The 21914-nt window shown below is 65.0% G+C and carries 23 protein-coding genes; 18 read left to right on the top strand and 5 right to left on the bottom strand.

What is annotated here, in order from left to right:
* From AC3A6Y_RS23455 to AC3A6Y_RS23445, 3 genes are all read left to right on the top strand, one after another.
* Entirely contained in the window at window positions 1-1458 is a 1458-nt protein-coding gene (locus AC3A6Y_RS23455) for a sensor domain-containing diguanylate cyclase (protein WP_487870647.1), read from the top strand.
* Window positions 1459-1546: 88 nt separating this feature from the next.
* Window positions 1547-3217 carry a putative bifunctional diguanylate cyclase/phosphodiesterase gene (locus AC3A6Y_RS23450; RefSeq protein ID WP_487870646.1) on the top strand — a complete coding sequence of 557 codons (1671 nt, stop codon included), beginning with the start codon at window positions 1547-1549 and terminating at the stop codon, window positions 3215-3217.
* Between the two features lie 189 nt (window positions 3218-3406).
* A complete protein-coding gene (locus AC3A6Y_RS23445) occupies window positions 3407-4030 on the top strand; it encodes a hypothetical protein (RefSeq protein WP_487870645.1) in 624 nt (207 codons plus the stop codon).
* A gap of 96 nt (window positions 4031-4126) precedes the next feature.
* Here the strand turns inward: AC3A6Y_RS23445 and AC3A6Y_RS23440 are convergent, their stop codons facing one another.
* Both AC3A6Y_RS23440 and AC3A6Y_RS23435 read right to left on the bottom strand, forming a co-directional pair.
* Entirely contained in the window at window positions 4127-4453 is a 327-nt protein-coding gene (locus AC3A6Y_RS23440) for a GYD domain-containing protein (protein ID WP_487870644.1), read from the bottom strand.
* A gap of 169 nt (window positions 4454-4622) precedes the next feature.
* Window positions 4623-4862, bottom strand: coding sequence for a hypothetical protein (locus AC3A6Y_RS23435; RefSeq protein WP_487870643.1), 240 nt, complete (start codon window positions 4860-4862; stop codon window positions 4623-4625).
* 292 nt (window positions 4863-5154) lie between these two features.
* On the opposite strand from AC3A6Y_RS23435, the gene AC3A6Y_RS23430 reads away from it, so the two are divergent.
* The 6 genes from AC3A6Y_RS23430 to AC3A6Y_RS23405 are packed head-to-tail and all read left to right on the top strand — an operon-like array spanning window position 5155 to window position 11650.
* A complete protein-coding gene (locus AC3A6Y_RS23430) occupies window positions 5155-5640 on the top strand; it encodes a type IV pilin protein (protein WP_487870892.1) in 486 nt (161 codons plus the stop codon).
* Window positions 5641-5663: 23 nt separating this feature from the next.
* The gene (locus AC3A6Y_RS23425; RefSeq protein WP_487870642.1) at window positions 5664-6113 is read left to right on the top strand and encodes a GspH/FimT family pseudopilin; all 450 of its coding nucleotides are present in this window, start codon (window positions 5664-5666) and stop codon (window positions 6111-6113) included.
* Window positions 6114-6722 carry a type IV pilus modification protein PilV gene (gene pilV, locus AC3A6Y_RS23420; RefSeq protein WP_487870641.1) on the top strand — a complete coding sequence of 203 codons (609 nt, stop codon included), beginning with the start codon at window positions 6114-6116 and terminating at the stop codon, window positions 6720-6722.
* Window positions 6719-7786: a PilW family protein gene (locus AC3A6Y_RS23415; RefSeq protein WP_487870640.1), complete on the top strand. Its 1068-nt coding sequence runs from the start codon at window positions 6719-6721 to the stop codon at window positions 7784-7786. The genes pilV and AC3A6Y_RS23415 overlap by 4 nt, the downstream gene beginning before the upstream one ends.
* A complete protein-coding gene (locus AC3A6Y_RS23410; RefSeq protein ID WP_487870639.1) occupies window positions 7783-8322 on the top strand; it encodes a pilus assembly PilX family protein in 540 nt (179 codons plus the stop codon). The genes AC3A6Y_RS23415 and AC3A6Y_RS23410 overlap by 4 nt, the downstream gene beginning before the upstream one ends.
* Window positions 8323-8341: 19 nt before the next feature.
* Window positions 8342-11650: a pilus assembly protein gene (locus AC3A6Y_RS23405; RefSeq protein ID WP_487870638.1), complete on the top strand. Its 3309-nt coding sequence runs from the start codon at window positions 8342-8344 to the stop codon at window positions 11648-11650.
* 46 nt (window positions 11651-11696) lie between these two features.
* On the opposite strand, the gene AC3A6Y_RS23400 is transcribed toward AC3A6Y_RS23405, so the two are convergent.
* Window positions 11697-12641, bottom strand: coding sequence for a LysR family transcriptional regulator (locus tag AC3A6Y_RS23400; protein WP_487870637.1), 945 nt, complete (start codon window positions 12639-12641; stop codon window positions 11697-11699).
* A gap of 111 nt (window positions 12642-12752) precedes the next feature.
* Between AC3A6Y_RS23400 and AC3A6Y_RS23395 the strand changes: the two genes are divergently transcribed.
* Window positions 12753-13151, top strand: a complete 399-nt coding sequence (locus AC3A6Y_RS23395) for a tautomerase family protein (RefSeq protein WP_487870636.1) — start codon at window positions 12753-12755, stop codon at window positions 13149-13151.
* A gap of 9 nt (window positions 13152-13160) precedes the next feature.
* Window positions 13161-13613 (top strand): cupin domain-containing protein, encoded by a 453-nt coding sequence (locus AC3A6Y_RS23390; RefSeq protein WP_487870635.1) that lies wholly within the window; start codon window positions 13161-13163, stop codon window positions 13611-13613.
* 128 nt (window positions 13614-13741) lie between these two features.
* On the opposite strand, the gene AC3A6Y_RS23385 is transcribed toward AC3A6Y_RS23390, so the two are convergent.
* Window positions 13742-13930 carry a hypothetical protein gene (locus AC3A6Y_RS23385; RefSeq protein WP_487870634.1) on the bottom strand — a complete coding sequence of 63 codons (189 nt, stop codon included), beginning with the start codon at window positions 13928-13930 and terminating at the stop codon, window positions 13742-13744.
* A 370-nt stretch (window positions 13931-14300) separates the two neighbouring features.
* On the opposite strand from AC3A6Y_RS23385, the gene AC3A6Y_RS23380 reads away from it, so the two are divergent.
* Window positions 14301-14540, top strand: coding sequence for an aconitase family protein (locus tag AC3A6Y_RS23380; protein ID WP_487870633.1), 240 nt, complete (start codon window positions 14301-14303; stop codon window positions 14538-14540).
* An 89-nt stretch (window positions 14541-14629) separates the two neighbouring features.
* Here the strand turns inward: AC3A6Y_RS23380 and AC3A6Y_RS23375 are convergent, their stop codons facing one another.
* A complete protein-coding gene (locus AC3A6Y_RS23375) occupies window positions 14630-15220 on the bottom strand; it encodes a TetR/AcrR family transcriptional regulator (RefSeq protein WP_487870632.1) in 591 nt (196 codons plus the stop codon).
* Window positions 15221-15427: 207 nt separating this feature from the next.
* On the opposite strand from AC3A6Y_RS23375, the gene AC3A6Y_RS23370 reads away from it, so the two are divergent.
* Genes AC3A6Y_RS23370 through AC3A6Y_RS23345 form a run of 6 tightly spaced genes read left to right on the top strand, consistent with a single transcriptional unit; the run spans window position 15428 to window position 21914 of the window.
* A complete protein-coding gene (locus AC3A6Y_RS23370) occupies window positions 15428-16300 on the top strand; it encodes a branched-chain amino acid ABC transporter permease (RefSeq protein WP_487870631.1) in 873 nt (290 codons plus the stop codon).
* 4 nt (window positions 16301-16304) lie between these two features.
* Entirely contained in the window at window positions 16305-17378 is a 1074-nt protein-coding gene (locus AC3A6Y_RS23365; protein WP_487870630.1) for a branched-chain amino acid ABC transporter permease, read from the top strand.
* A complete protein-coding gene (locus AC3A6Y_RS23360) occupies window positions 17375-18139 on the top strand; it encodes an ABC transporter ATP-binding protein (RefSeq protein ID WP_487870629.1) in 765 nt (254 codons plus the stop codon). The genes AC3A6Y_RS23365 and AC3A6Y_RS23360 overlap by 4 nt, the downstream gene beginning before the upstream one ends.
* A 4-nt stretch (window positions 18140-18143) precedes the next feature.
* The gene (locus AC3A6Y_RS23355) at window positions 18144-18926 is read left to right on the top strand and encodes an ABC transporter ATP-binding protein (RefSeq protein WP_487870628.1); all 783 of its coding nucleotides are present in this window, start codon (window positions 18144-18146) and stop codon (window positions 18924-18926) included.
* Between the two features lie 13 nt (window positions 18927-18939).
* A complete protein-coding gene (locus AC3A6Y_RS23350; RefSeq protein ID WP_487870627.1) occupies window positions 18940-20136 on the top strand; it encodes an ABC transporter substrate-binding protein in 1197 nt (398 codons plus the stop codon).
* Complete coding sequence (locus AC3A6Y_RS23345) at window positions 20055-21914, top strand: AMP-dependent synthetase/ligase (RefSeq protein WP_487870626.1); 1860 nt, start codon at window positions 20055-20057, stop codon at window positions 21912-21914. Before AC3A6Y_RS23350 ends, AC3A6Y_RS23345 begins: the two co-directional genes overlap by 82 nt.

Below are 21914 nucleotides of genomic sequence, written 5' to 3'. Positions count from 1 at the left end.
ATGTCCTCCACCGATTTCGAATCGATGTTCGATTTCGCGCCTATCTCTCTCTGGCTGGAGGACTACAGCGGCCTCAAACAGCTGTTCGATAGATGGCGTCGGGACGGTGTCTTGGATCTGGTGGAGCACCTGACTGCCGATCCGCAGCATGTACGCGAATGCATGGCACAGTGGCGGGTGCTGAGCGTCAACCAGAGCACGCTCACGCTGTTCGGTGCACAAAGCCAGGCCGAACTGCTGTCCCGGCTCGACAGCATCTTTCGCGACGACATGGCCGCACCGGTCATCCGTGAGCTTGACCAACTCTGGCGCGGCAATCTCTTCTTCGAGAACCAAACCGTCAACTACGCCCTGGACGGCCGGCGGCTGGACGTCCAGGTGCGCGTTCAGGTGCTGCCCGGCCATGAAAAGACCTGGGACCGTGTGCTGGTCTCGCTGGACGACATCACGGAGCGCGTACGCGCCGAGCAGTTGCGCCGGGAGAGCGAGCGCTATGCGCGCGGCCTGTTCGATCATTCGCCGGTGTCGCTGTGGGTGGAGGATTTCAGTTCGGTCAAGGCCTTGCTCGACGACATACGCGCGCGAGGCATCCGGGATTTCACGACCTTCATCAAGGTGCATCCCGAGTTCGTGTCGCGCTGCATGAAGGAAATTCGCGTGATCGATGTCAACGGCGAAACCCTGCGCATGTTCGGAGCGACCGACAAGGACATGTTGCTGGAGAACGTTTCGCACATCTTTCGCGACGAAATGCACGACTCCTTCGCCGAGCAGCTGCAGGATCTCTGGGAAGGCAGGACGCAGCAGCAGCGAGAGGTCGTCAACTACTCGCTCTCGGGCGACCCGATCAACATCCACATGCAGTTTGCCGTGCTGGAAGACCGGCTCGCCACCTGGGACCTCGTGCTGGTCTCGCTGATCGACATCACCGCCAGGAAGAAGGCTGAGACCTACCTCGAATACCTGGGCAAGCACGACGTGCTGACGCAGCTGCGCAACCGCAGCTTCTTCACGGAAGAACTGAACCGGCTGTCGCGCAAGGGCCCGTGGCCGGTGTCGGTGCTGGTGATCGACCTGAACGGCCTGAAGCCCGTGAATGACGAGGAAGGCCATGCCGCCGGCGATGCGCTGCTGCGCCGAGTGGGCGAGGTGCTGAGCAAGGCAGTCGATGAGCCCGGCTGGCCTGCGCGCATCGGCGGGGACGAATTCGCCGTCGTGCTCCCGAAGACCGACGAGCGCGGCGCCGAGGCAGTACGAGACCGAATCGTGTCGATGCTGGAGCTGAACAATCAGTTCTATGCCGGGCAGAGCGGGCATGTCCTGAAGCTGGCGATCGGCCTCGCAACCTGCGGTCCCGGCGATCAGCTGGATGGCGCGCTGCAGCGCGCGGACAGGGCCATGTACGAGAACAAGGCCAGCTACTACCGCGACCTGGGCGGCGAGCGCCGCCAACGTTGAAGCGCAGCGGCCCTCGTTTCAGTGAACAATAGCGGCGTATCCGAATGTACGCGGCTGCGCCTCTTTTGCCCTTCCGACAACTATTACCATGCCCGCTCGCACGCTTGCCGGCCATCTCAAGATTTGCGATGGACTGATCCTCTGGGCCGACGAAGATGCGCACCACCTGCTCGGTTACCCGCTCGGCGCATTGACCGACATGCCCTTCGAAGACGTGCTCGCACTGCGGCCGGGCTCGAAGGTGGATCCCGAGGCTTCTGCGACCGGTGACATGCAGGTGCCCGCGCGTGGCGCCATCGACGTCCACCGGGTCCAGCTGCGCGCCCACCACGAGCGCAGCATCCAGGTCGACATGCGCGGCGAGCGCATGGACGACCGCTGCATCCTGTGGACCTTCGGCCTGACGGCGCGAGGCGTTCGGGGCGAGCGGCTCGACGCGCTCTCCCGGCATGACGCCCTCACACGGCTGCCGAACCGCATTCCCACGCTCGACGAGCTGAATCAGACGCCCTACGCGCACGCCGGTGATCCAGACCGCCTGCTGGCGGTCTTCTATCTGGACATCGATCGACTCCGGGACATCAACGACACCTTCGGCCCCATCGGGGGCGACGCGGTGCTGCGCGAAGTGGCCCGGCGTCTCAAGACGGCGCTGCCGCACGACGCCGTGGCAGCACGGGTCGGCGGCGACGAGTTCGCGCTCGTACTGCCCGTCACCAGCAGGCAGCAGTGCGAGGAACTGCTGCAGCAACTTCTCGCGCGCCTGGCCCATCCCTATCGGCTGCAGAATCGATCGGCGCGCCTGCACATCAGCGTGGGCGCGGCTCTCATGACGCAGGGCGAACAGCCGACGGAGGTGATGCTGCAGCACGCCCAGCACGCGGTCTTCTTTGCCAAGCGCGCCGGTGGCAGCCAGGTGCACTTCTTCGATGCCGCGCAGGCCCTGGAGGAGCAGCAGGAGCAGCTGATCCGGCAGCGCATCAAGGAAGGACTGGTGCAAAACGAGTTCATCCTGGCCTACCAGCCCAAGGTGGACATGCGCCGCGGCCTGGTCATCGGCGTCGAAGCGCTCATCCGCTGGCAGCACCCCGAACGAGGTCTGTTGCAGCCGGCCGCGTTCGTGCCCTTGATCGAGGACCACGAACTGGTGGAACAGCTCGGGGACTGGGCCATCGGCGAGGCGGTTCGCCAGGCAGCGGCCTGGCTGGCGGCGGGCGTCAAGACCTCGGTCAGCGTCAACATCAGTCCGCGCCACCTGTTGCGTCCCGATTTCATCGAGCGGTTGAAACTCCACCTCAGGCTTTTTCCACAGCTGCATGCCGGTGTGCTCGAACTGGAGATCCTGGAAACCACCGCGATCAAGGACTTCGCTGCGGTCGCCGAGTTCATCGGGGCCTGCAAGGCGCTCGGCGTGCCGGTCACCATGGACGACTTCGGTACCGGCTACTCCTCGCTCACTTACCTGCGTCAACTGCCCGTGGCGGCGCTCAAGCTGGACCAGTCCTTCGTGCGCGGCATGCTCGATGACGCAGAAGATCGAGCCATCGTCGAGGGCATCCTGGTAATGGCCCAAGGCCTGGGACGCAAAGCCATCGCCGAGGGCGTGGAGTCGGTCGGCCACGGCGACGCGCTCATGGCGCTCGGCTGCACGCTCGGCCAGGGCTACGGCATCGCAAAGCCTTTGCCGGCGGATCAGGTCCCGGAATGGATTGCCGGGTTCGAGCGCTCGCCTCACTGGGGCAGGACGGCCGCTGGTTGAACCAGGGCCACGCCTTCTTCGGCCAATTCTTTCTCCAATGCTGGATGACCGCCGCCGACTCGCAGGGTTGCGGCAACATTTACCTGGGCTGACTCGCTCGCGGTGCCACGCCTCGGGAACGGCGCCGCGGCCTGCCCGGGGATCACACCGACGCGCAAGCCCGCATTCAGGCGCAACGCAGGCTTGCGCATGGACTTCCTGTTGCTCAGCCCGACGCTGCTGCCCCGGCTCGTATCGGGCACGCCGATTGCCCTGGCTGAAGACGACAGAGGAGGTTCGGATATGCGATGGAACGAATGCTACGAGAAGGTCCAACTGCTGAGCCCCAAGGCGGCAAAGCTGGCTTCACGAATGCTTCGCAAGGATCCGCTGGTGCCATCCAACTGGGGCTTTGCGCTGGAGGTGGCGCTCACGGTTCGTGCGCACGGGGTCGGTGCCCTGACTTCGGCTGATCTGGAAGCGATTGCCGCCAGTCAACGCGACGAAGGGACCCCGGCACCATCCACGCTCGATGAGGACCAACGGGAGGCTTGGGCATTCGCCGCTTCGGTCCGAGCCTTTGCCGTCCGGGATTCGGGCGGTGTGGGGCAACGGCCCCATCCAGCACCCGAGGGGCCCGCCTGGGATCCGCGAACGCCGACACCGGACGAAGCTTGGCTGCTCGCCTTCTCGGAGGAATTGCGGCGGCTGGCGGACGGCAAGATCGATCCCGACGAAATTGCCCGATGTGCCATCGAGCGGCTCGAGACGGACGGACATCGCAGTCCCCTGGCGGTTGCCCGGGAACAGTTCATTGCTGCACCGGTCAGGTAGATCGCCGTGAGGCCTTGCCTGAGCGATGGGACGCCCGATTCAAAGCTGCTTGTGGCGCTTCCGGCCAGACGCCTGGCTGAAGCGGGGACGCCGACGCTAGGCTCCGGGGGGCCGGTAGGCGACCGCCTGCGCCCGCTTGAGAGCCTCCAGGGTTTCCTCGACGGTGAGGAGCGGCGTCGTCTCGATTTTCGACAACGCACCGCCCCCGCCTATCGCAATGGCCACCGCGGCCATGGAGACGTTGTCAGGCGCCTCCCAGAGATTGAAGCCGTCGTAGGTGCCGAAGCCGTACCAGAAGCCGTGCAACTTGCCGCCGACCGACTCGATGTACTTGCGCGCGGCTTCGCGGCGGTCCTCGGGCTTCTTCATCAAGCGAGCCCAGGTTTCGGGCGAATAGCTGAAGCGCGTCAGATAAAAGGCCATGGCCACAACCCTCCTTCCAGCGTCTCGTACCGCTCGCAATGCGCGAGCATGAAGAGTCTAGCCCCGCCGGCTGGGTAGCGATAGGTCACTGGGCGTCTGACGCGCTGAACCAGGGCTGGTCCGGCAACGGCTGCACGGGATGCGATTGCCTGAGCGCTGCCCTCGCTGTTCAAAATGTGCTTGCTGAGGGCAGGACGGCATAGCGACAGATCCACTTCAATGCAACCGTCTCTGCCAGGCTTTCGGCTGCGCCCTCCGCAGCGCGGAGTTCCTCGGACAGGCTCATGACGCGGTGACGGGCAAAGCCATGGGCGGTGCTCTCGGGGTTGGGGCCCGAAGCGGCAAGCTGATCAATCGCGCGAACCAGTTCAGCACGAATGACGGTCACGGGGCGATGGTCGTCTTCCATGTCGTTCTCCTTGTCTGACACTGAGTTGCAGCAAGCTCAGGCTGAGTTCTGTTTAACTTGATGGATGGCTCTGGTTTGCTCGCCGACTCGCGCCAGGCGGATACGCGTGAGTACTTTTCGCCTCACTCATTGCCGCGCACGTTTCCCAAGGGGTGTTCGCAGCCGCGAATTTGTGCCGAAATGCCCATGGCCGACCACAACTTCTTGAGAATGTGATTTCTTCACAGGTAACATATCGTCACTATTAGCAGCAGTCTGAAGATTGCTGTCCGGTGAAAAGGACTCGCTTCCGATGTATCAGCTTCCGTACCAACCGCCGCCCGGCTTCACGCCCGTGAACTCGCGGGCGCGCTGCTACGGCAGGCGAGGGCCATCACGTGGCTTCACCTTGATCGAATTGATGATCACCGTGGCCATCATCGGTATCCTGGCCGCCGTCGCCTATCCGTCGTACACCAACTACATCGTTCGCTCGAACCGCTCGGCGGCGCAGGGGGTCATGCTCGAGCTCAGCAACTTGCAGCAGCGCCATCTGCTGGACGCGAGGACCTACGCGGCCAACGTTGCGGCCTTGAATTGGACCGTACCAGCGAATGTGCAGTCCAACTACACCATCGCAACGGCCCTGAAGACCGGGACGACACTGCCTGGCTTCACGATCACGGCCACGCCCATCGGCAATCAACTTGCCCGGGACACCGCCTGCGCGACGCTGAGCATCGACGAAGCGGGCGCCAAGAGTGCGTCCGGCACCAGCGGAGCGTCAGGATGCTGGTAAGTCGTCGCAGCGCCGGGCGCCGTGTGCGCGGCTTCACCCTCATCGAACTGGTTGCTGCGATCACGGTCATGGGTGTCCTCGCAACCCTCGCGCTCCCCTCGTTCCGCGCCTTCGTTGCGAACCAGCGCATTCGCAACGGGTCCTTCGACCTGATGGCCGCACTTACGCTCGCGCGCAGCGAAGCCGTGACGCGCAACCGCAGTGTCGACCTGAAGAGGAGCGGTACTTCATGGGACCGCGGCTGGACGGTGGAAGAAGGCACCCGCACATTCCACAGCCAGGAAGCCTACAAGGATCTCGCTATCAGCGACTCCAGCGGCCTCGGCGTGATCACCTATGGCAAGGACGGTCGCACCGTGACCACGAGCACCAAATTCACCATCGCGCCCACGACCGCCATCGCAGGTGTCAGCTCGCGCTGCATTTCGGTCGGCCTGAACGGGCTGCCGAGCAGCAGCATGGGAGCTTGCTAGATGGCGCGGCGTGTCCCGGTTCGCGTGCGTCGTGGGGCAGCCTCTCTGCGGGGCATCGCACTCATTGAAGTCCTGGTCACGCTGGTGATCCTGCTCTTCGGTTTGCTCGGGCTGGCAGGCGTGAGCAGCCGCGCCAGTCTCGCCGAGATGGAAGCCTACCAGCGAATCCAGGCTCTGCAGCTGTTGCAGGACATGGCCGATCGGCTGAACGCGAACCGCAAGGTCGCGAGCTGCTATTCAAATGGCACCATCGGCGTGGAACTGAGCCTGAGCAGCACCACCCCAACCACCTGCACTGCCGGCAACGTGCAACAGCAAACGCAGGCGATTGCCGATCTCGCAGCCTGGAAGGATTTAATCAGTGGCCAAGCCGAAACGCAGTCGGGCACGAAGCTCGGCGCCATGATCGGCGCCATCGGCTGCGTGACCCTCGACGACGCCGCCAACAATGTCTACCTGATCGCCGTGTCCTGGCAAGGCCTGCACAAGACAGTGGCGCCCACGCTGACAGATGGCAGCACCGCATTTCCCTGCGGCAGCGGCGCCTACGGCGATGAAAAGCTGCACCGGGTCGTCTCCACCAAGGTTCGCATCGGGGCCCTGTCATGAGAGCGCACCAACAATTGCGCCGTCCTGTGCACAGCCTCGGCTTCACGCTGATCGAGCTGATGGTGGCCATCGTGCTGAGCCTGTTCCTGATGATCGGCCTGATCAGCTTGCTGGTCTCGACCGTGAACTCGCGCTCCGAGCTCGACAAGACCGGGCGCCAGATAGAGAACGGACGCTACGCGCTCCAGCTGCTCAGTGAAGACATCCAGATGGCCGGCTTCGTCGGTGCGTCTTCGAGCACCACCTTCGCGACCGTCGCGCCTGTGGCCTGTCCCACGAACGTCGCCGCGCTGGGCTACTTTGCAATGACGAGCCCGGGCACGTCCACCGTTCCCTTGCCGATCTACGGCTTGAACAGCACGCCGGCCTGTATCAGCAATGTCATGGCGGGCACCGCCATGCTGGTCCTCACGCGCGTCAACACCAACGTCGTAAGTCCTGCGGCGGCGGTCGCGACCGAGGCCTACCTGCAGGTCTCCACCTGTGCAAACGACACCCTGCCGTTCGCGGCGGCCTCCGGCGCGTCGGCCGCGAGTTTCCCGCTGATGCAGAAGAACTGCCTGTCGAGCAATCTCGCGCCGCTGCGCAAGATCATGCAACGCGTGTACTTCGTGAGCACCTGCAATGCGTGCGGGACCGACACCATTCCCACGCTCAAGATGGCCGAGTATCTGAACGGCGAGATGGTGATCACGCCGCTGGTCGAGGGCATCGAGAACCTGCAGCTGGACTATGGAGTCGACATGGACGGCAATGGGTCCCCGGACTGCTACACGAGCAACCCAGGCAGCCCGCCGGCCGCGCAGATTGCCGCTGCGGTGTGCCCGCAAACCACGCCGCCCTACGACTGGACCGCTGCGATGACCAACTGGACCAACGTCATGGCCGTGCGCATTCATGTGCTGGCGCGCAATACCGCCGGCAGCGGCGGCTGGACGGACGCCAGGACCTATGCCATGGGGCTGGCCACGGACGCGGGCCCCTTCAACGACAACATCAAGCGCCACGTCTACAGCACGGTCGCGCGGCTCTACAACAGCTCGGGCCAGAGGGAAACACCATGAAGGCGTTGGGTCGCGGCACCGCGCCGCGCGAGCAGGCAGGCGCCACCTTGCTGGTTGCGATGATCTTCCTGGCGGTGATCACGCTGATCGTCACCTCGTCCATCAAGACCGTCAATGTCAACACCAAGCTGGTCGGCAACATGCAGACCCAGAAGGAGGCCGACGCGGCGGCGCAGCAGGCGATCGAGAGAGCAATCAGCAGCGACTTCACTGCGCTGCCGACACCGAGCACCTGGGCGATAGACAACGGACAGGCCGTCTCGGCCTACACCGTTGCCGTGCCGGCGCCGGTTTGCACCGGCATCAAGGCGATCAAGCTGAGCGAGCTGGACGCCACCAACGCGGACGACCAGCCCTGCTATGCCAGCGGCGCCGCGCAGAACACGGGCATCGTCGGCTCGGGCACGAGCGGCAATTCGCTGTGCTCGAACTCGAACTGGGAAGTCAATGCCACCGCCACGCCGCCCGCCAGCGATCCGACACCGACCGTGCACCAGGGCATTGCCGTACGCGTGGCCGTTGGCGCCGCGTGCTGATCAATCAGGAGCAGGACAGATGCGCCCCCCCTACCTTTTCCGACTAGGCGCCGCAGCCCTTCTGGCGCTGACCGGCACCGCAGTGCAAGCCGAGGACATCGACATCTATCAGGGCACAACCACCGGCGCGGCCCCGAACATGCTGATCATTCTGGACAATGCGGCAGCGGCCAGCGCGAGTTCAAGCTTCTCGTGCCCAGGGTTGACGGTCAACGATCCCAGCAAGAACCTGGGGTTCGAGCAATGCGGCCTGCACGGCGCCGTCTCCGCCATCGGGACCAACGCCGCCCTCAATGGCAACATCAACCTGGGCCTGATGTACTTTCCGGGCGGCCCCACCGACGGAGGCACCTTCGTCCTGCCCGCTGCCTCGCCGGCGCCCGACTCGCTGCTGCTCATGGACGGCAACAGCAACGATGACAGCAAGGGCGTGGGCAAGATGCTCCGGCGCATCGAGTCGATCAGTCTCAGTCAGGACAAGGGCAACAACAACCAGATTGCACAGGCAATGCAGGAAGCCTGGGCCTTCTACCAGGGGAAGACCGGCCTCTCCGGGACCCGTTACCCGGGCCTGGCGAACCAGCAGGCCTGCGGCCGGAATTTCGTTCTCTACATCACGCTCGCGACCAACAATCAGAAGCCCCAGGACGGCGCCAACCTGGGCGGCACCTCCTTGCAGGCCGCAGCAGGCCTGAGCGCACTGCCGGCGCAAGTGACATTGCCGAACTGGAAGTCGCCCCTCTCGCCCAACAGCACGGCCTCGGCCAAGTACCGCAGCGACTACTCCGACGAGTGGGCGAACTTCATGTACACCGGCAGCTCGCCCAGCCTGGCGACCACGTACCCGGGCATCACCACCTACACCATCATCCTGAGCGACGGCAGCAATCCGGATTACGAGCAGCTCATGGTCAGCATGGCCAACCAGGGTGGCGGCCAGTACTTCATGGTCCGGCTCGGGGACGTCCAGGCCCTGATCGACGCCATCGGCAAGGTTTTCACCGATGTGCAGGCGGTCAACAGCGTGTTCGCGGCGCCCGTGCTGCCGGTGAGCGCCAACACGCAGGGCACCTACCTGAACCAGATCTACATGGGCATGTTCCGCCCCGACAGCGACGTCAACCCGCGCTGGATGGGCAACCTCAAGCAGTACCAGTTCGGCGTCGACATCACCGACCCATCCGCGCCGCAGCTGTTCCTCGCCGACGCGTCCTGGGGCACGTACTCGATCGGCACCAACGCCAACCGTGCGCTAAGCGCAGCGGGCACCGGCTTCATCTCGCCCTCGGCCGTGAGCTTCTGGACCTCCAAGGCCACCGGCTCCCTGCCCGATTCCCAGGGCGGCTTCTGGCTCAATGCGTTCAAGGCCCAGGGCGCCGCCGACGGCTTTGACTGGGCGGATGGGCAGATCGTGGAGAAGGGCGGCGTCGCGCAACAGATTCGCCTCAAGCACCTCACCAACAGCTACCCGGCCAGCGCGGCAACCACGACAGCCACCGCCACCACGCGCAATGTGTTCACCTGCTTCGGCAGCGGCTGTAGCGCCAACGCTGCTTTGAGCACGATGCCATTCAAGGCCGGCAACCTGAGCTCGACGGACCTGGGCATCACGTCCAGCACGATGACCGCGGCCAACCTGATCAATTGGGTGCGCGGGCAAGACACCTACGCGGCAGGCGATGGGGCCGCGGGCCGGGAATCGAGCAGCCCGCCCGACGCCAGCATCACGATCCGCGGCTCCGTGCATGGCGACGTGCTGCATTCCCGCCCGGCGGTGATCAACTATGGGGGAACCACCGGCGTGGTGGTGTTCTACGGCGCCAACGACGGCCTGTTGCGAGCCGTCAACGGCAACCAGCCGAACAACCCCACCGACAGCAGCAAGCCCAAGGGCAACTGCACGGTCTCGTCGACCTGCTCCCTCAGCATCAAGGACGCCACCGGTGCCAACACCAGCGTTCCACCCGGCGGCGAGTTGTGGAGCTTCGTCCCGCCGGAGTTCTATCCGGGGCTGCAAAGGCTGTATCAGAACAGTCCGAGCCTCAAGCTCGGTACCCTGACCACCGGAAGCCCGAAGACCTATTTCTTCGACGGCGCGCCCAGCGTCTATCACAACAGCGCGACAGGGAGGGCTTATCTCTTCCTGTCCGCGCGCCGCGGCGGACGCCTGCTCTATGCGCTCGACGTGAGCGATCCCACGCAACCCAAGTTCATGTGGAAGCGCAGCAATGCAGACAGCGGCTTCGCGGAACTCGGGCAAACCTGGTCGCAGCCCAAGGTGGCGATGATCAAGGGCCATGCCAACCCCGTGCTGATCTTCGGTGCCGGCTACGACACCAACGAAGATGCCGAGCCACCCAATGCCGACACCATGGGCCGGGGAATCTTCATCCTCGACGCAGTGACCGGCGACATGCTCTGGCAGGCCGGCCCCGGCGGCACGGGCAGCAGCTGCACCGGCAATCCATGCAGACTGGCCGAAATGACCTATTCGATCCCGGCCGACATCACGCTGGTGGATCGCGACTTCGACGGCAGCATCGACCGGCTGTATGCGGCCGACACCGGCGGCAATATCTGGCGCGTGGACCTTCAGCCCACCGGCAGTGGCGACGTCAGCACCTGGCAGGCGACCCAGCTTGCAGCCCTGGGCGGAAGCGGTGCCACCCGGCGCAAGTTCTTCTTCCCGCCGGACGTGGTTCTGACCAAGACTTACGACGTCGTGCTGGACATCACCGGGGACCGGGAGCATCCGCTCCTAACCCACCAGTCCCGAAGCATCGTGAACCGCTTCTACATGATCAAGGACACCAAGGTCGGCATGAGCGCGACCGGCTGGACGCCCGTGCGCGACGACACCAGCAGCAGCGCGGACCTCGTGCCCACGTCGTTGTTCAGGGCCACCAACACGATTCCGTACGACGGTTCACTGAGCGGCTTCTACGTCACCCTGGCCGGCGCCGGCGAAAAAGGCGTGAACGCGCCGACCACCGTCGGCGGCCTGGTCTACTTCGGCACCAACCAACCCATCGTCCCCAGCACTACCAGTTGCCAGGCAAACCTCGGTACGGCGCGCAGCTATTCGGTCCACTTCCTCACCGGCGCTTCGAACATCCGCCAGCTCGATGGCGGCGGGCTGGTGCCGTCGCCCGTGTTCGGCATCGTCACGGTCAACGTGGGCGGCACCGATCGCCAGGTGCCCTTCCTGATCGGCGGCGGCGGCGGCTCCGGGGCAGACGGCAGGTCCGGCCTGGGGGCGCAAAAGCCGGTCATCCCCACCAAAAACATCCGCAAGAGAACCTACTGGTACCGGGAGACCGACCGCTGAGGAAGCGGACACCCAGCGCAGGACTTCGGTTTCCTGCACGCATCGCTCACAGCCGCGCAGTGCGGCGGCGCTCGGGCGAGGCCAAGGCCCACTGCTCACGGGCGGCTTCTTCGAGAAAGTCGATCACGGCGCGCACCCGGACCGCGTTGCGACGGCTCGGCAACGAAACAGCGTACATCGTGTACGTCGCGGTGGAAGCAAACGGCGCCAGAACTTCCACCAAGTTGCCCTTGGCCACATCGGCCGCCGCCAGGGGACGCGACAGTACTCCGATCCCCGCTCCGGCCAGGATTGCGCGATGCACCAGGGCCGAGGTATTGGCGGCGAGCTGCGGCCTGACCGTGACGTCTACCGGCCTGCCGGCTTTGCAGAACGCCCAGGTCACGGCAGGTCCCTGCGCGGTATGGGTAACGGTCTGGTGCTGGTGCAACTCATGAGGGGAGGCCGGCTCGCCATGGAGGCGCAGGTAGCCCGGCGAGGCGTACAGGCGCCGCCCAAACGACCCCAGGGGGCGAGCGACCACCGATTCGCTGTTGCCGATCGTGGTGCGCAAGGCCACGTCGATGCCCTCTGTCACCAGGTCAACGACGCGATCCTCGGCCACCAGTTCGATCCGCAATGCCGGGTGCTGCGTTCGTAGCTGGGCCAGACGCGGCACCAGAAGCTCTTCGCAGATCTCCTGGCTGGAGGCCAGGCGCAGCGTGCCACTCACGCGACTTCGCTGCTTCGACAGCGCGGCGGAAATGTCCTCCAACTGGGCCAGCAGCGCACGCGCTTCCTGCGCCAACTCGAAACCTTCCGGTGTCGCCGACAAGCTATGGGTCGAGCGACGCAGCAATGTGATTCCATAGCCGGCCTCCAGACGACCCACGCCACGCGTCACGACCGAAACTGCAACACCCAGCTCGCGCGCCGCCGCGGAGAACGAACCCAGGTCGAGCGAGCGGACGAGCCAACGCAAGTCGGAGGGGTCTGGGAGGAAGTGACTCATTCGCGGGCGCCTTTGCGTGGGGAGCAAAACCGATTATTGCGCCGAGTCGTTTCCGGGCGGAGGCGCCTTTTCTAAAGTCAAGACACTCACTCAACACCCAAGGAAGCAGCCATGCCCATTCTCAACGTCAAGGTCTCGGCACATCGCTCAGCCGAACTGTCCGGCCGCATCACCGAAACTCTGCTTGAACTGACCAGCCGTGTGCTCGGCAAGCGGCGCGACCTGACGGCGGTGGCGATCGATTATGTCGACCCGAGCGACTGGTTTGTCGGCGGCAAGTCGTTGGCAGAGTTGAAGAAGGCGAGCTTCTACTTCGACGTCAAGGTGGTCGACGAGACCAACACCAAGGCGGAGAAGGCCCGCTATGTGGCCGAGGCCTTCGAGGCGTTCGGGCGGCTCCTCGGGGAACTGCACCCTGAGAGCTACGTGTACGTGCAGGATGTCCGAGCCTCGGCCTACGGCTACGGCGGCAAGACCCAGGAGTTCCGCCACCAGCATCCCGATCAATGAGAGGTCACCATGGAACTGGCAAACATCATCGTGGCCACGGCAATGCGCCGTGCCGGTCTCGACTCCTGGATCGCTGAAGGCGAGTGCAAATGGTCGCTCCCGCTTCAGTTCCTCCCCGAGGGCGCCGGATGGGTTGAGCTTATGCGCCTCAAGCCCGGGGTTCGATTGGGCTTGCACCGGCACACCGGCGAGGTTCATGCGCTGACATTGGCGGGCGTACGCCGCCTGAATGACGGCCGCACCGTCCACGCCGGCGACTACATTCACGAGCCTGCCGGCAACGTGGACTGGTGGGAAGCCATCGGGGACGAGGAGCTCCTTGTGCACGTGGTCGTCAAGGGCAGCGTCGAGTATCTCGGGCCACACCGCAGCGTGCTGCAGCGGATCACCGCCGCCGACCGCATCGCGGACTACCGCAGAGCATGCGCAGCAATGGGCGTCGAGCCTCGCAAGCTGGATTAGCCCGCGGTGCCAGGATTGCCGAAATCGTCCACCGCCTCCACGCGCGCATTGCCGTGCGCTGCGCCTGCGTGATCCGCCCGACGATCGGCCGCCCCCTTACGGGCTTGAGGCGATGCCGGGGACGCTCTTCACCACAGTACGACCATGGCCCCCACCGCCATGACGATGGCCAGCGCGATGAAGAACAGATGGCGGCGCCCGCCCCTCGCATGTGGTTTGCCCTGCTCTTGATCAAAGTCCGACAGCTCCTGGAGCTGGGTGGGGCCGGTGTCTAAAGCTGCCGCAAAACGGTTGTGATCGCTGAATCTCTTTGCCATGGCTGCGGATGGTGGGATGGTTGTGTTGCGGAAAGTGTAGCCATTTGTAGTACTGAAAGATGGACAACAGGTCTCGCTTTTGTGATCTTTTCATTTATCTGCGAAGCGAATGTGTGTCGGCGATGCCGCGTGAGGGTCGCGCCGCTCAAGGCGTGCCGGGTGCGTCTCAATGGCCAGCTGCGGCCGGACGTCAATGCCAAGGACGTGGTGTTGTACTCGCTTGCTCGACCTTGGAACCGGTGGTCGCGCGACCCGGCGACCGCCCTGGCAGGGGCGTAGCCGTATCTGAGTTGTCCGAGAGAGTGGCGATCGACATCGCCTATGGCGGTTCGGCAGCCAGGACGTGCGGGAACGCAGCGATCGCGCAGGAATGACAGAGGTCTCTCGGCAAATGGGCGTCCAGCTTGTCGAACCTGGCTGCGGTGCTTGCATCAACGCAGGCCCGGGCGCATCGAGTCGGGCAGAGCAGGTCACCATCAGCGCCATCAACCGCAATTTCCCAGGCCGTTCAAGCCCAGGGTCGTTGTGGCTGGGCAGTCCCTCTACCGTGGCAGCAAGCGCTCTGGCGGGCTACGTCGTTTCGTTCTCGAGACTTAAAGACGAGAGATGACTGTTTGGCTCGCCGTGAGCCGGCTCGCCAGAAAATCCAAGAACGCAGCCGCACCGCCGCACCTTGCCGGCGTTGCAGCAGCCATGCTGTCAGGACGCCTTGGACGGCCTTGCGGGGGCTTCGTCCAGTGCGTGCGTCTGGTCGATAAAGCGGCGACTGGAGGCCAGAATTTCCTTGCGGGTGCGCTCGGATTCGACCGCGCGGGACAGCACCAGTGCGCCGACGCATTGCGCAATCAGCGCCCACGCCGCATCCGGGTCGCCAATGCGCGAGCTCCAGCTCTTCTGCAAGCGCTTCAGTCCGTCCTCGACGGCCGCACGCACTTCGGGCGCCGCCCTTGCGATCTCCGGCCCAAGTGCCGGCAAGACGCACCCGGTTTCCGGATGCAGCGCGTGATACGAACTGAGATAGCTTCGCAACCGCTTCGCGACATGATCCGGCGGCGACTCGCGGTCGCCGCCGAGCATCTCGGCGCTGTTCGAGACTTCGAGCTCGACGAGCTCGGCGAACAGCGCTTCCTTGGATGGGAAATGGCCGTAGAAGGCGCCCCCGCTCAGGCCGATGCTCGCCATCAGGTCATCGACCCCGGTTGTACCGAAGCCGCCCTTCTTGGCGATTGCACGGGCATTCGCGAGCAGCTTCTTGCGGGTTTCCTCTTTGTGGTTTGCCGGATAGCGCATGAATGGCCTCTACAGAACGTGGAGCAACCATCATAGCATTTCGATCGTTTGGTAAACGGCTGTGCTTCCATCAGCCAATCAACCTTTGGGCGAGGGTTTCTCCCTGCTGCAAAGCCCGTTCAGCGTGTTGACGCTGCCGTCCTTGCAAACCTATAGTTCACCACCGTTTACCAAACGAACGTTATTTAACGCCAAGCGGATGATGTAATGACGCAACTGACCCAGCTGATCGTGCAAGGCATCTCCAGCGGTGCAATCTATGGGCTCGTCGCGCTCGGCCTCGTTCTCAGCTACAAGGCGACCGAGGTCCTCAACTTTGCCCAGGGCGACGTGGTGATGCTTTCCGCATTCCTCGGCTGGGGTCTCGTCGTTGCCGCCGGCCTGCCTTTCTGGCTCAGCTTCGTCGTTGTGCTGTGCATCTCGGCCGCCCTCTGCTTTCTGCTGGAAGCCAAGATCATGCGCAGGATCGTCGGCCGCCCCCAGTTCTCGGGCGTCATGCTCACCATCGGGATCGGTTTCATGATCCGCGGCGGCGTGAGCATGTTCTTCGGGCCGGAGTCGCGCAGCTATCCCACGCCGTGGACAGGCCGATCCATGCAGCTCGGCAGCAGCGTGGTGGCCGAACTCAACCTGGTGATCGTCGGCGCCGCAATGGGCGTAACGGCACTCCTCTATTACTTCCTGCGCCGCACCACGCTCGGCATTGCCATTCATGCGAGTTCACAGAACCAGCTCGCTGCCTACCTTTGCGGGGTGCGCGTGAAGCGTCTGAACTCCCTGGTGTGGGCCATCTCCGGTGCGATCGCCGCACTGTGCGGCCTGCTGCTCGCCCCCATCACGCTGGTCGACCTGGGCCTGTGGTTCGTCATGCTCAAGGCGCTGGCGGCCTTGGTTCTCGGCGGCTTCGGCAGCGCGCCGGGCGCCGTCATCGGCGGACTCCTCATCGGCCTCATCGAACAGTTCGCGGGCGTCTACCTGGCGGACGGCGTCAAGGATGTGGCGCCTTACCTGGTGCTCATCGCGGTTCTCATCCTGTATCCGCGCGGGATTCTCGGCGAAAGCCACGGCCGGAGGGTCTGATCCCATGGCACGCTACGAAACCGGATTCGACGCCGGGCGGCGCCTGCTGCGCGGCAAGCACGAGCGGCTTGCATACGGCCTGCTTGCATTGGCCCTGGTGGTCGCACCATGGGTGCTGCCGGCCTATCACATCGGCGAGGCGACATTCATCCTCATCATGTGCGTCGCGAGCCTCGGCCTCATGATACTGACCGGTTTCACCGGACAGGTGTCGCTCGGCCAGTCGGCATTCGTCGCCATCGGCGCTTACATCCACACCATCCTGCTGACCCAGGGCGTGCCGCTGCCGGCGTCGCTGCTGCTCACCACCATGGGCGCTGCGCTCGGCGGGCTGCTCGTGGGAATGCCGGCCATTCGCGTGTCAGGGCTGCATCTGGCGATGGTGACCATGGCATTTGCCATCGTGTGCGAACACGTGCTCGGCCGATGGAAAAGCGTCACCGGGGGCCACAGCGGGATGGCCGTCCCGGACCCTGCCCTTTTCGGGCTCAGCCTTGGCGGCCCACGCGCTTTCTACCTTCTTTGTCTGGTGGTGCTGGCAGTGGTGTTGATCCTGTTGGTCAACCTGATGCGGTCCGCCACCGGCCGCGCCTTCATCGGCATTCGCGACTCCGAGGCGGCGGCGCAGGGCCTGGGCATCGACGTCGCGCGCACCAAGGTGCTTGCCTTCAGTGTTTCAGCGGCGTGTTCGGGGCTCGCCGGTGCATTGCTCGCCCACCAGATGCAGCACATCACGCCCGAAGCGTTTGGCCTGGCGCTGTCGCTGCAACTCGTGTTGATGGTGTTCATTGGCGGACTGGGCAGCCTGCGCGGAGCCATCCTCGGCGCGATTCTGATCGGCCTCCTGCCCTCGTTCATCTCATCGCTGAAAGAGGCGCTGCCCGCCAGGCTGGGCGCGCAATTCGGCCTGGAGCTTTTCGTCTACGGCGCCGTGCTGAGCTTCTTCGTCCTGCTCGAGCCGGGCGGACTGAACTCCCGCTGGGTTCGCATCCGCAAGGTCCTGGCCGAGTTCCCTTGGGTGCGCAAGAGCAGCGTTCACACGACCAAGGTCTACATGAAATCGGAGCGCTACCGATGAGCGCGGCATTCTTCGAGGCGGAGCGGCTGAGCCTGTCGTTCGGCGGCGTCAAGGCTGTTCGCGACGTGAGCTTCTCGATCCGCGCGGGAGAGATTCTCGCGGTGATCGGTCCGAACGGCGCGGGCAAGACATCGCTGCTGAACCTCATCACGCGCGTGTTCGATCCCACCAGCGGCAGCATCCGCTTCAACGGGAACGACATTTCGCGACTGGCACGGCACGACGTGGTGCGCCAGGGCATTGCGCGCACGTTCCAGAACATCGAACTGTTCGAAGGCGCGACGGTGCTGGAGAACCTGCTGCTCGGCCGCCATCGCGCGAACCACGGCAACTTCTTCTCTCAGATGTTCAACCTGCCGGCCGTACAGCGCGCGGAAGCCCTCTCGCGCGAGCGCGTCGAAGATGTCGTGCGCCTGCTCGATCTCGCCCCGTTCCGACATCGGCCCGTGGCGGAACTGCCCTACGGCGTGCGCAAGGTCGTCGAGCTCGGCCGCGCACTTGCAGCGCAGCCCAGTCTGCTGCTTCTTGACGAGCCCGCCTCCGGATTGAACCCCGAGGAGACGCGCCGCCTCGCGTACTGGCTCGAAGACATCCAGGCCGAACTCGGCGTCACGGTGGTCATGGTGGAACACGACATGTCGCTGGTTGCCGCCGTGGCCAATCGCGTGGTGGTGATGGACCAGGGACAGGTACTGACCGATGGCACGCCGGCACAGGTGCAAGCCGACCCGCGCGTGATCGCGGCTTATCTGGGGACCTGATCTCATGACTCCGCTGCTGTCTGTCCGCAATCTCGAGACATGGTATGGCCCCGTGCGTGCGCTGCACGGCGTGACCCTCGAAGTGCATGCCGCGCAGATCGTCACCGTGCTGGGCGCCAACGGTGCCGGCAAGACGACGCTGCTCAACACCATTGCCGGCGTGCTCGCACCTTCCAACGGAACCGTCGAATTCGAGGGCCGGCCGATCGGCGGCCAAGACGCCGATGACGTTGCTCGCGGCGGCGTGGTGCTGGTGCCCGAAGGCCGCCAGATATTTCCCTTCCTCACCATTGCGGAGAACCTGCGCATGGGTGCGTTCGCAAGGCGGGATGCGGACATCGCGCGAGACATGGACCAGATGTACGACTGGTTCCCGCGCTTGCGCGAACGCCAGCGGCAGCAGGCGGGCCTGCTTTCCGGCGGCGAGCAGCAGATGCTGGCGATCAGCCGCGCGCTCATGGGACGGCCTCGCCTGCTATTGCTGGACGAGCCGTCACTGGGTTTGTCGCCGCTGTTCACCAAGGACATCTTCGCCATCATCAAGCGCATCCGCGAGCAGACCCAAACCGCCGTACTCGTTGTGGAGCAGAACGCGGCCATCGCGCTGGCCACCGCCGACCACGGCTATGTCATCGAACTGGGACGCGTGGCTGCGGCCGGGAGCTGCGAGGCCCTCTCCCAGCGCGAAGACATCAAGGAGTTTTACCTGGGTGGCGCATCGCACCACCTGCCGCAAGGTGTCGCTGGCGGGATCCGACCGGCGCGGCGACGCCCTTCCTGGAACTGAGAAAAGGACTGCCATGCCACTCAATCGTCGAACGATCCTGAAGACATCCCTTGCCGCCGCGGCGCCGGGCGCCCTGTGGACCACATCCGCGCACGCAGCGGGTGTGGGCGACAAAGAACTGGTCCTGGGCACCCATCTCGACCTTTCCGGACCGGTGGCCATCGCCATGCCGGTGATCCGCAATGGCATCCAGATGCGCATCGACGAGGCCAACGAGGCCGGCGGCATCAATGGCCGCAAGCTCCGGCTGGTCATCGAGGACAACGCGAGCCAGCCCTCGCAGGCCGTGCGCGCCGTGGACAAGCTGATCCGCAGGGACGAGGTCTTCGCCCTGCTCTGCCCCTTCGGCTCGGGACCGAACGTGGCCACGGTCAAGAAGGCGGTGGACGCCGGCGTGATCTGTTTCGCGCCCTATGCGGCCTCCGGTCTCGTGCGCCAGGCGGCCGGCCAGACGCCGCTTCTGTTCACGACCAACCTGAACTACGACAGCACGACATCGGCCGCCGTGAAGTGGGCGACCGGCAACCTGGGCAGCAAGAAGGTCGGCTTCATCTACCAGGAGGGCCCCTTCGGCGACCTGGTCGGCAAGGGCGTGAAGGCCGCGCTCGCGACCAAGGGCGCGCCGCTCGCCGCCGAAGCCAGCTACAAGGTCGGCGATCTCGATTTCTCCTCGCACGTCGCACGCATGCAGGCCGCGGGCGTGGATCTCATCGTCTGCGCAACCACCACACGCGAAACCATCGCCGTGGCGGCCGAAGTGAAGAAGCTCGGCTTGACCGGTGTCAACGTGCTGACCGCCAGCCCGGGCCGTGCCGGCCTCACCATCGCCCTCGGCAAGGACGCGATGGAGGGCGTGTATGGCGTCGGTACCTGGCGCATCGCGACGCCGGACCAGGCCACGGCTGCCGAGAAGTCGTGGGCCGAAGGCTATCGCAAGCGTTTCAAGGCAGAGCCCGACGACGTGGCCGCCGCCTTCTACGACTACACCAGCTGGTTCCTGCAGGAAGTGCGCAATGCGGGCCGCGACCTGACCACCGACAAGCTCGTGAAGGCGCTGCAGGCGTCCACCTTCAAGGGTGTGTCTTCTTACGACACCCAGCGCTTTGCCAACAACCACATCGACCCGGAATGGACCCGGGTCGAACAGGTGGTGCAGGGCCGCTGGACCGCACGGTCGAGCGTGGTCGACCCGGCCAAGAACGCCCTGTGATCCACGTGTCGCCAGCCCTGGCCGCGGACGAGGCGCGCATCGCGACCCTGCCCCAGTTGTGGCGGCGCCGATGCGCCGAATGGGGCGACCGGCCTGCGCTCCGACACAAGGAGCGCGGCATCTGGCAGGGCCTGTCCTGGAGCGGCTATTTCAACGAGGCTCGAGCCATCGGGCTCGCGATGGCCGAGTCCGGGCTTCAGGCCGGCGAGGTGGTTTCGATCCTTTCGGACAACCGGCCCCGATGGCTGATCGTCGACGTGGCGGCGCAGGCCATGGGCTACGTCTCCCACGGCATTTATCCCTGCAGCACCGCCGCGCAAGTCGGGCATGCGCTGGCCGAAGCCGGCGCGCGGGCGGTTTTCGTCGAGAACGCGGACCAGCTGGTCAAGGTGCTCGCGGTACGTGACACCTGTCCCGACCTGCGTCACATCGTGGTCCTGGAAGCACGCGGACTCGCGCGCTTCACGGACCCGCAGGTCAGCACGTACGACGAATGGCTTGCGAGCGGCACTCAAGCAGCGGCCAGGGAACCAACGCTGTTCGACGGCCGCATCGACGCAGGCACCGGCGAGCAGTTTGCGTTCCTGGCGGGCACGGCGGGCAGCACCGGACCGGCGCGGCTGGTGCCCCGGCGCCAGCATGACTTCTTGCGCGAAGTGCGCACCATGCGCCATTGGCTGCAGCTGCGTCCGGGCGATCGGGCACTGTCGATCATGTCGTTGGCGCACTACGGCGAACGCATGCTGGCGCAGAAGGCGATGCTCATGCATGAAACCTTGCTCCACTTGCCGGAAAGCGCAGCCACGGTGTTCAACGACATGGGCGAGGTCGAGCCGCACCTCCTGTTCGCAGCCCCGCGCTTCTTCGAGAAATTGCAAGGAATGACCGAGCTGTTCATGCAGGAAGCCGTGCCTGTCGCCCGGACTGCGTATGCCTCGTGCCTCGCGGCGCGCCGGCCCGGCTGGCTGCAGCGCAGGACGCGGGAGCGCATACGCTCGGCTTTGGGTTTGCGGAACGTGCGCCTCGCGCTGGCGAGTGGAGCTTCCAGCCCAGCGCAAGTCGCCGACTGGTTCGACGCCATCGGCGTTCCCATGCTCGACTGCTACGGCATGGCCGAGGCCGGCTTCTGCAGGATTGTTCCTGCCGGCCGCTCGATAGAGGCCGCATCCGCACCGTTCGAAACAGGCACCCAGCTGAAGCTGGCGCCCGATGGAGAAGTGCTGGTGCGCGGTGCGATCCCAAGCCCCGGCTACTGGGTGCGCGGAACCCTGAGCACCGTCCCGGCCCTGGCGGACGGTTGGCTGCGCACCGGCGACCTGGGGCGAGTGGACGAACACGGCCGCGTGCAGCTGTTCGGCCGCGTGCGCGCGCGGGCGACCGGAACACACGGCGAATCCATCAGCCCGGAGATTGCGGAAGATGCGTTCCGGCTCAGTGCGTACATCGCCGATGCGATCGTCGTGCCGGCGCAAGGCGGACGTTCGGCGGCGCTTCTCTCTCTCGACGAGGAACGGATCAGGAAGTTTGCGCAGCAGCAGCGCCTGCCCTTCACCGACTACCTCAGTCTGCTCGGCCTTCCCGAAATCACCGCGCTCGTCGCTGCGCAAGTGGAGATCGCGAATGGCCGCCTGCCCGAGAACCATCGCGTGCGCACCATACGGATCATCCCGCGCTCATTGCATCAGGGCGACGAAGAACTCACGCCCGCACTGCGCCTGAACCGCATGGTCGTCGCCAGCCGGTACGCAGACCTTTTTACCGAACCCCTTGGAGTCTGA

This window comes from Variovorax sp. Soil_C_17 (genome assembly GCF_057657265.1).
This window is presented reverse-complemented; position numbering and strand designations above follow the sequence as displayed.

Coding starts and splice junctions, on each gene's coding strand:
- AC3A6Y_RS23410 (WP_487870639.1), top strand. CDS start 7,783: ATGAAGGCGTTGGGTCGCGGCACCGCGCCGCGCGAGCAGGCAGGCGCC.
- AC3A6Y_RS23355 (WP_487870628.1), top strand. CDS start 18,144: ATGACTCCGCTGCTGTCTGTCCGCAATCTCGAGACATGGTATGGCCCC.
- AC3A6Y_RS23365 (WP_487870630.1), top strand. CDS start 16,305: ATGGCACGCTACGAAACCGGATTCGACGCCGGGCGGCGCCTGCTGCGC.
- AC3A6Y_RS23375 (WP_487870632.1), bottom strand. CDS start 15,220: ATGCGCTATCCGGCAAACCACAAAGAGGAAACCCGCAAGAAGCTGCTC.
- AC3A6Y_RS23405 (WP_487870638.1), top strand. CDS start 8,342: ATGCGCCCCCCCTACCTTTTCCGACTAGGCGCCGCAGCCCTTCTGGCG.
- AC3A6Y_RS23370 (WP_487870631.1), top strand. CDS start 15,428: ATGACGCAACTGACCCAGCTGATCGTGCAAGGCATCTCCAGCGGTGCA.
- AC3A6Y_RS23345 (WP_487870626.1), top strand. CDS start 20,055: ATGGACCCGGGTCGAACAGGTGGTGCAGGGCCGCTGGACCGCACGGTC.
- AC3A6Y_RS23440 (WP_487870644.1), bottom strand. CDS start 4,453: ATGGCCTTTTATCTGACGCGCTTCAGCTATTCGCCCGAAACCTGGGCT.
- AC3A6Y_RS23350 (WP_487870627.1), top strand. CDS start 18,940: ATGCCACTCAATCGTCGAACGATCCTGAAGACATCCCTTGCCGCCGCG.
- AC3A6Y_RS23360 (WP_487870629.1), top strand. CDS start 17,375: ATGAGCGCGGCATTCTTCGAGGCGGAGCGGCTGAGCCTGTCGTTCGGC.
- AC3A6Y_RS23390 (WP_487870635.1), top strand. CDS start 13,161: ATGGAACTGGCAAACATCATCGTGGCCACGGCAATGCGCCGTGCCGGT.
- AC3A6Y_RS23385 (WP_487870634.1), bottom strand. CDS start 13,930: ATGGCAAAGAGATTCAGCGATCACAACCGTTTTGCGGCAGCTTTAGAC.
- AC3A6Y_RS23380 (WP_487870633.1), top strand. CDS start 14,301: ATGACAGAGGTCTCTCGGCAAATGGGCGTCCAGCTTGTCGAACCTGGC.
- AC3A6Y_RS23400 (WP_487870637.1), bottom strand. CDS start 12,641: ATGAGTCACTTCCTCCCAGACCCCTCCGACTTGCGTTGGCTCGTCCGC.
- AC3A6Y_RS23450 (WP_487870646.1), top strand. CDS start 1,547: ATGCCCGCTCGCACGCTTGCCGGCCATCTCAAGATTTGCGATGGACTG.
- AC3A6Y_RS23395 (WP_487870636.1), top strand. CDS start 12,753: ATGCCCATTCTCAACGTCAAGGTCTCGGCACATCGCTCAGCCGAACTG.
- AC3A6Y_RS23455 (WP_487870647.1), top strand. CDS start 1: ATGTCCTCCACCGATTTCGAATCGATGTTCGATTTCGCGCCTATCTCT.
- AC3A6Y_RS23430 (WP_487870892.1), top strand. CDS start 5,155: ATGTATCAGCTTCCGTACCAACCGCCGCCCGGCTTCACGCCCGTGAAC.
- AC3A6Y_RS23415 (WP_487870640.1), top strand. CDS start 6,719: ATGAGAGCGCACCAACAATTGCGCCGTCCTGTGCACAGCCTCGGCTTC.
- AC3A6Y_RS23445 (WP_487870645.1), top strand. CDS start 3,407: ATGGACTTCCTGTTGCTCAGCCCGACGCTGCTGCCCCGGCTCGTATCG.
- AC3A6Y_RS23435 (WP_487870643.1), bottom strand. CDS start 4,862: ATGGAAGACGACCATCGCCCCGTGACCGTCATTCGTGCTGAACTGGTT.
- pilV (WP_487870641.1), top strand. CDS start 6,114: ATGGCGCGGCGTGTCCCGGTTCGCGTGCGTCGTGGGGCAGCCTCTCTG.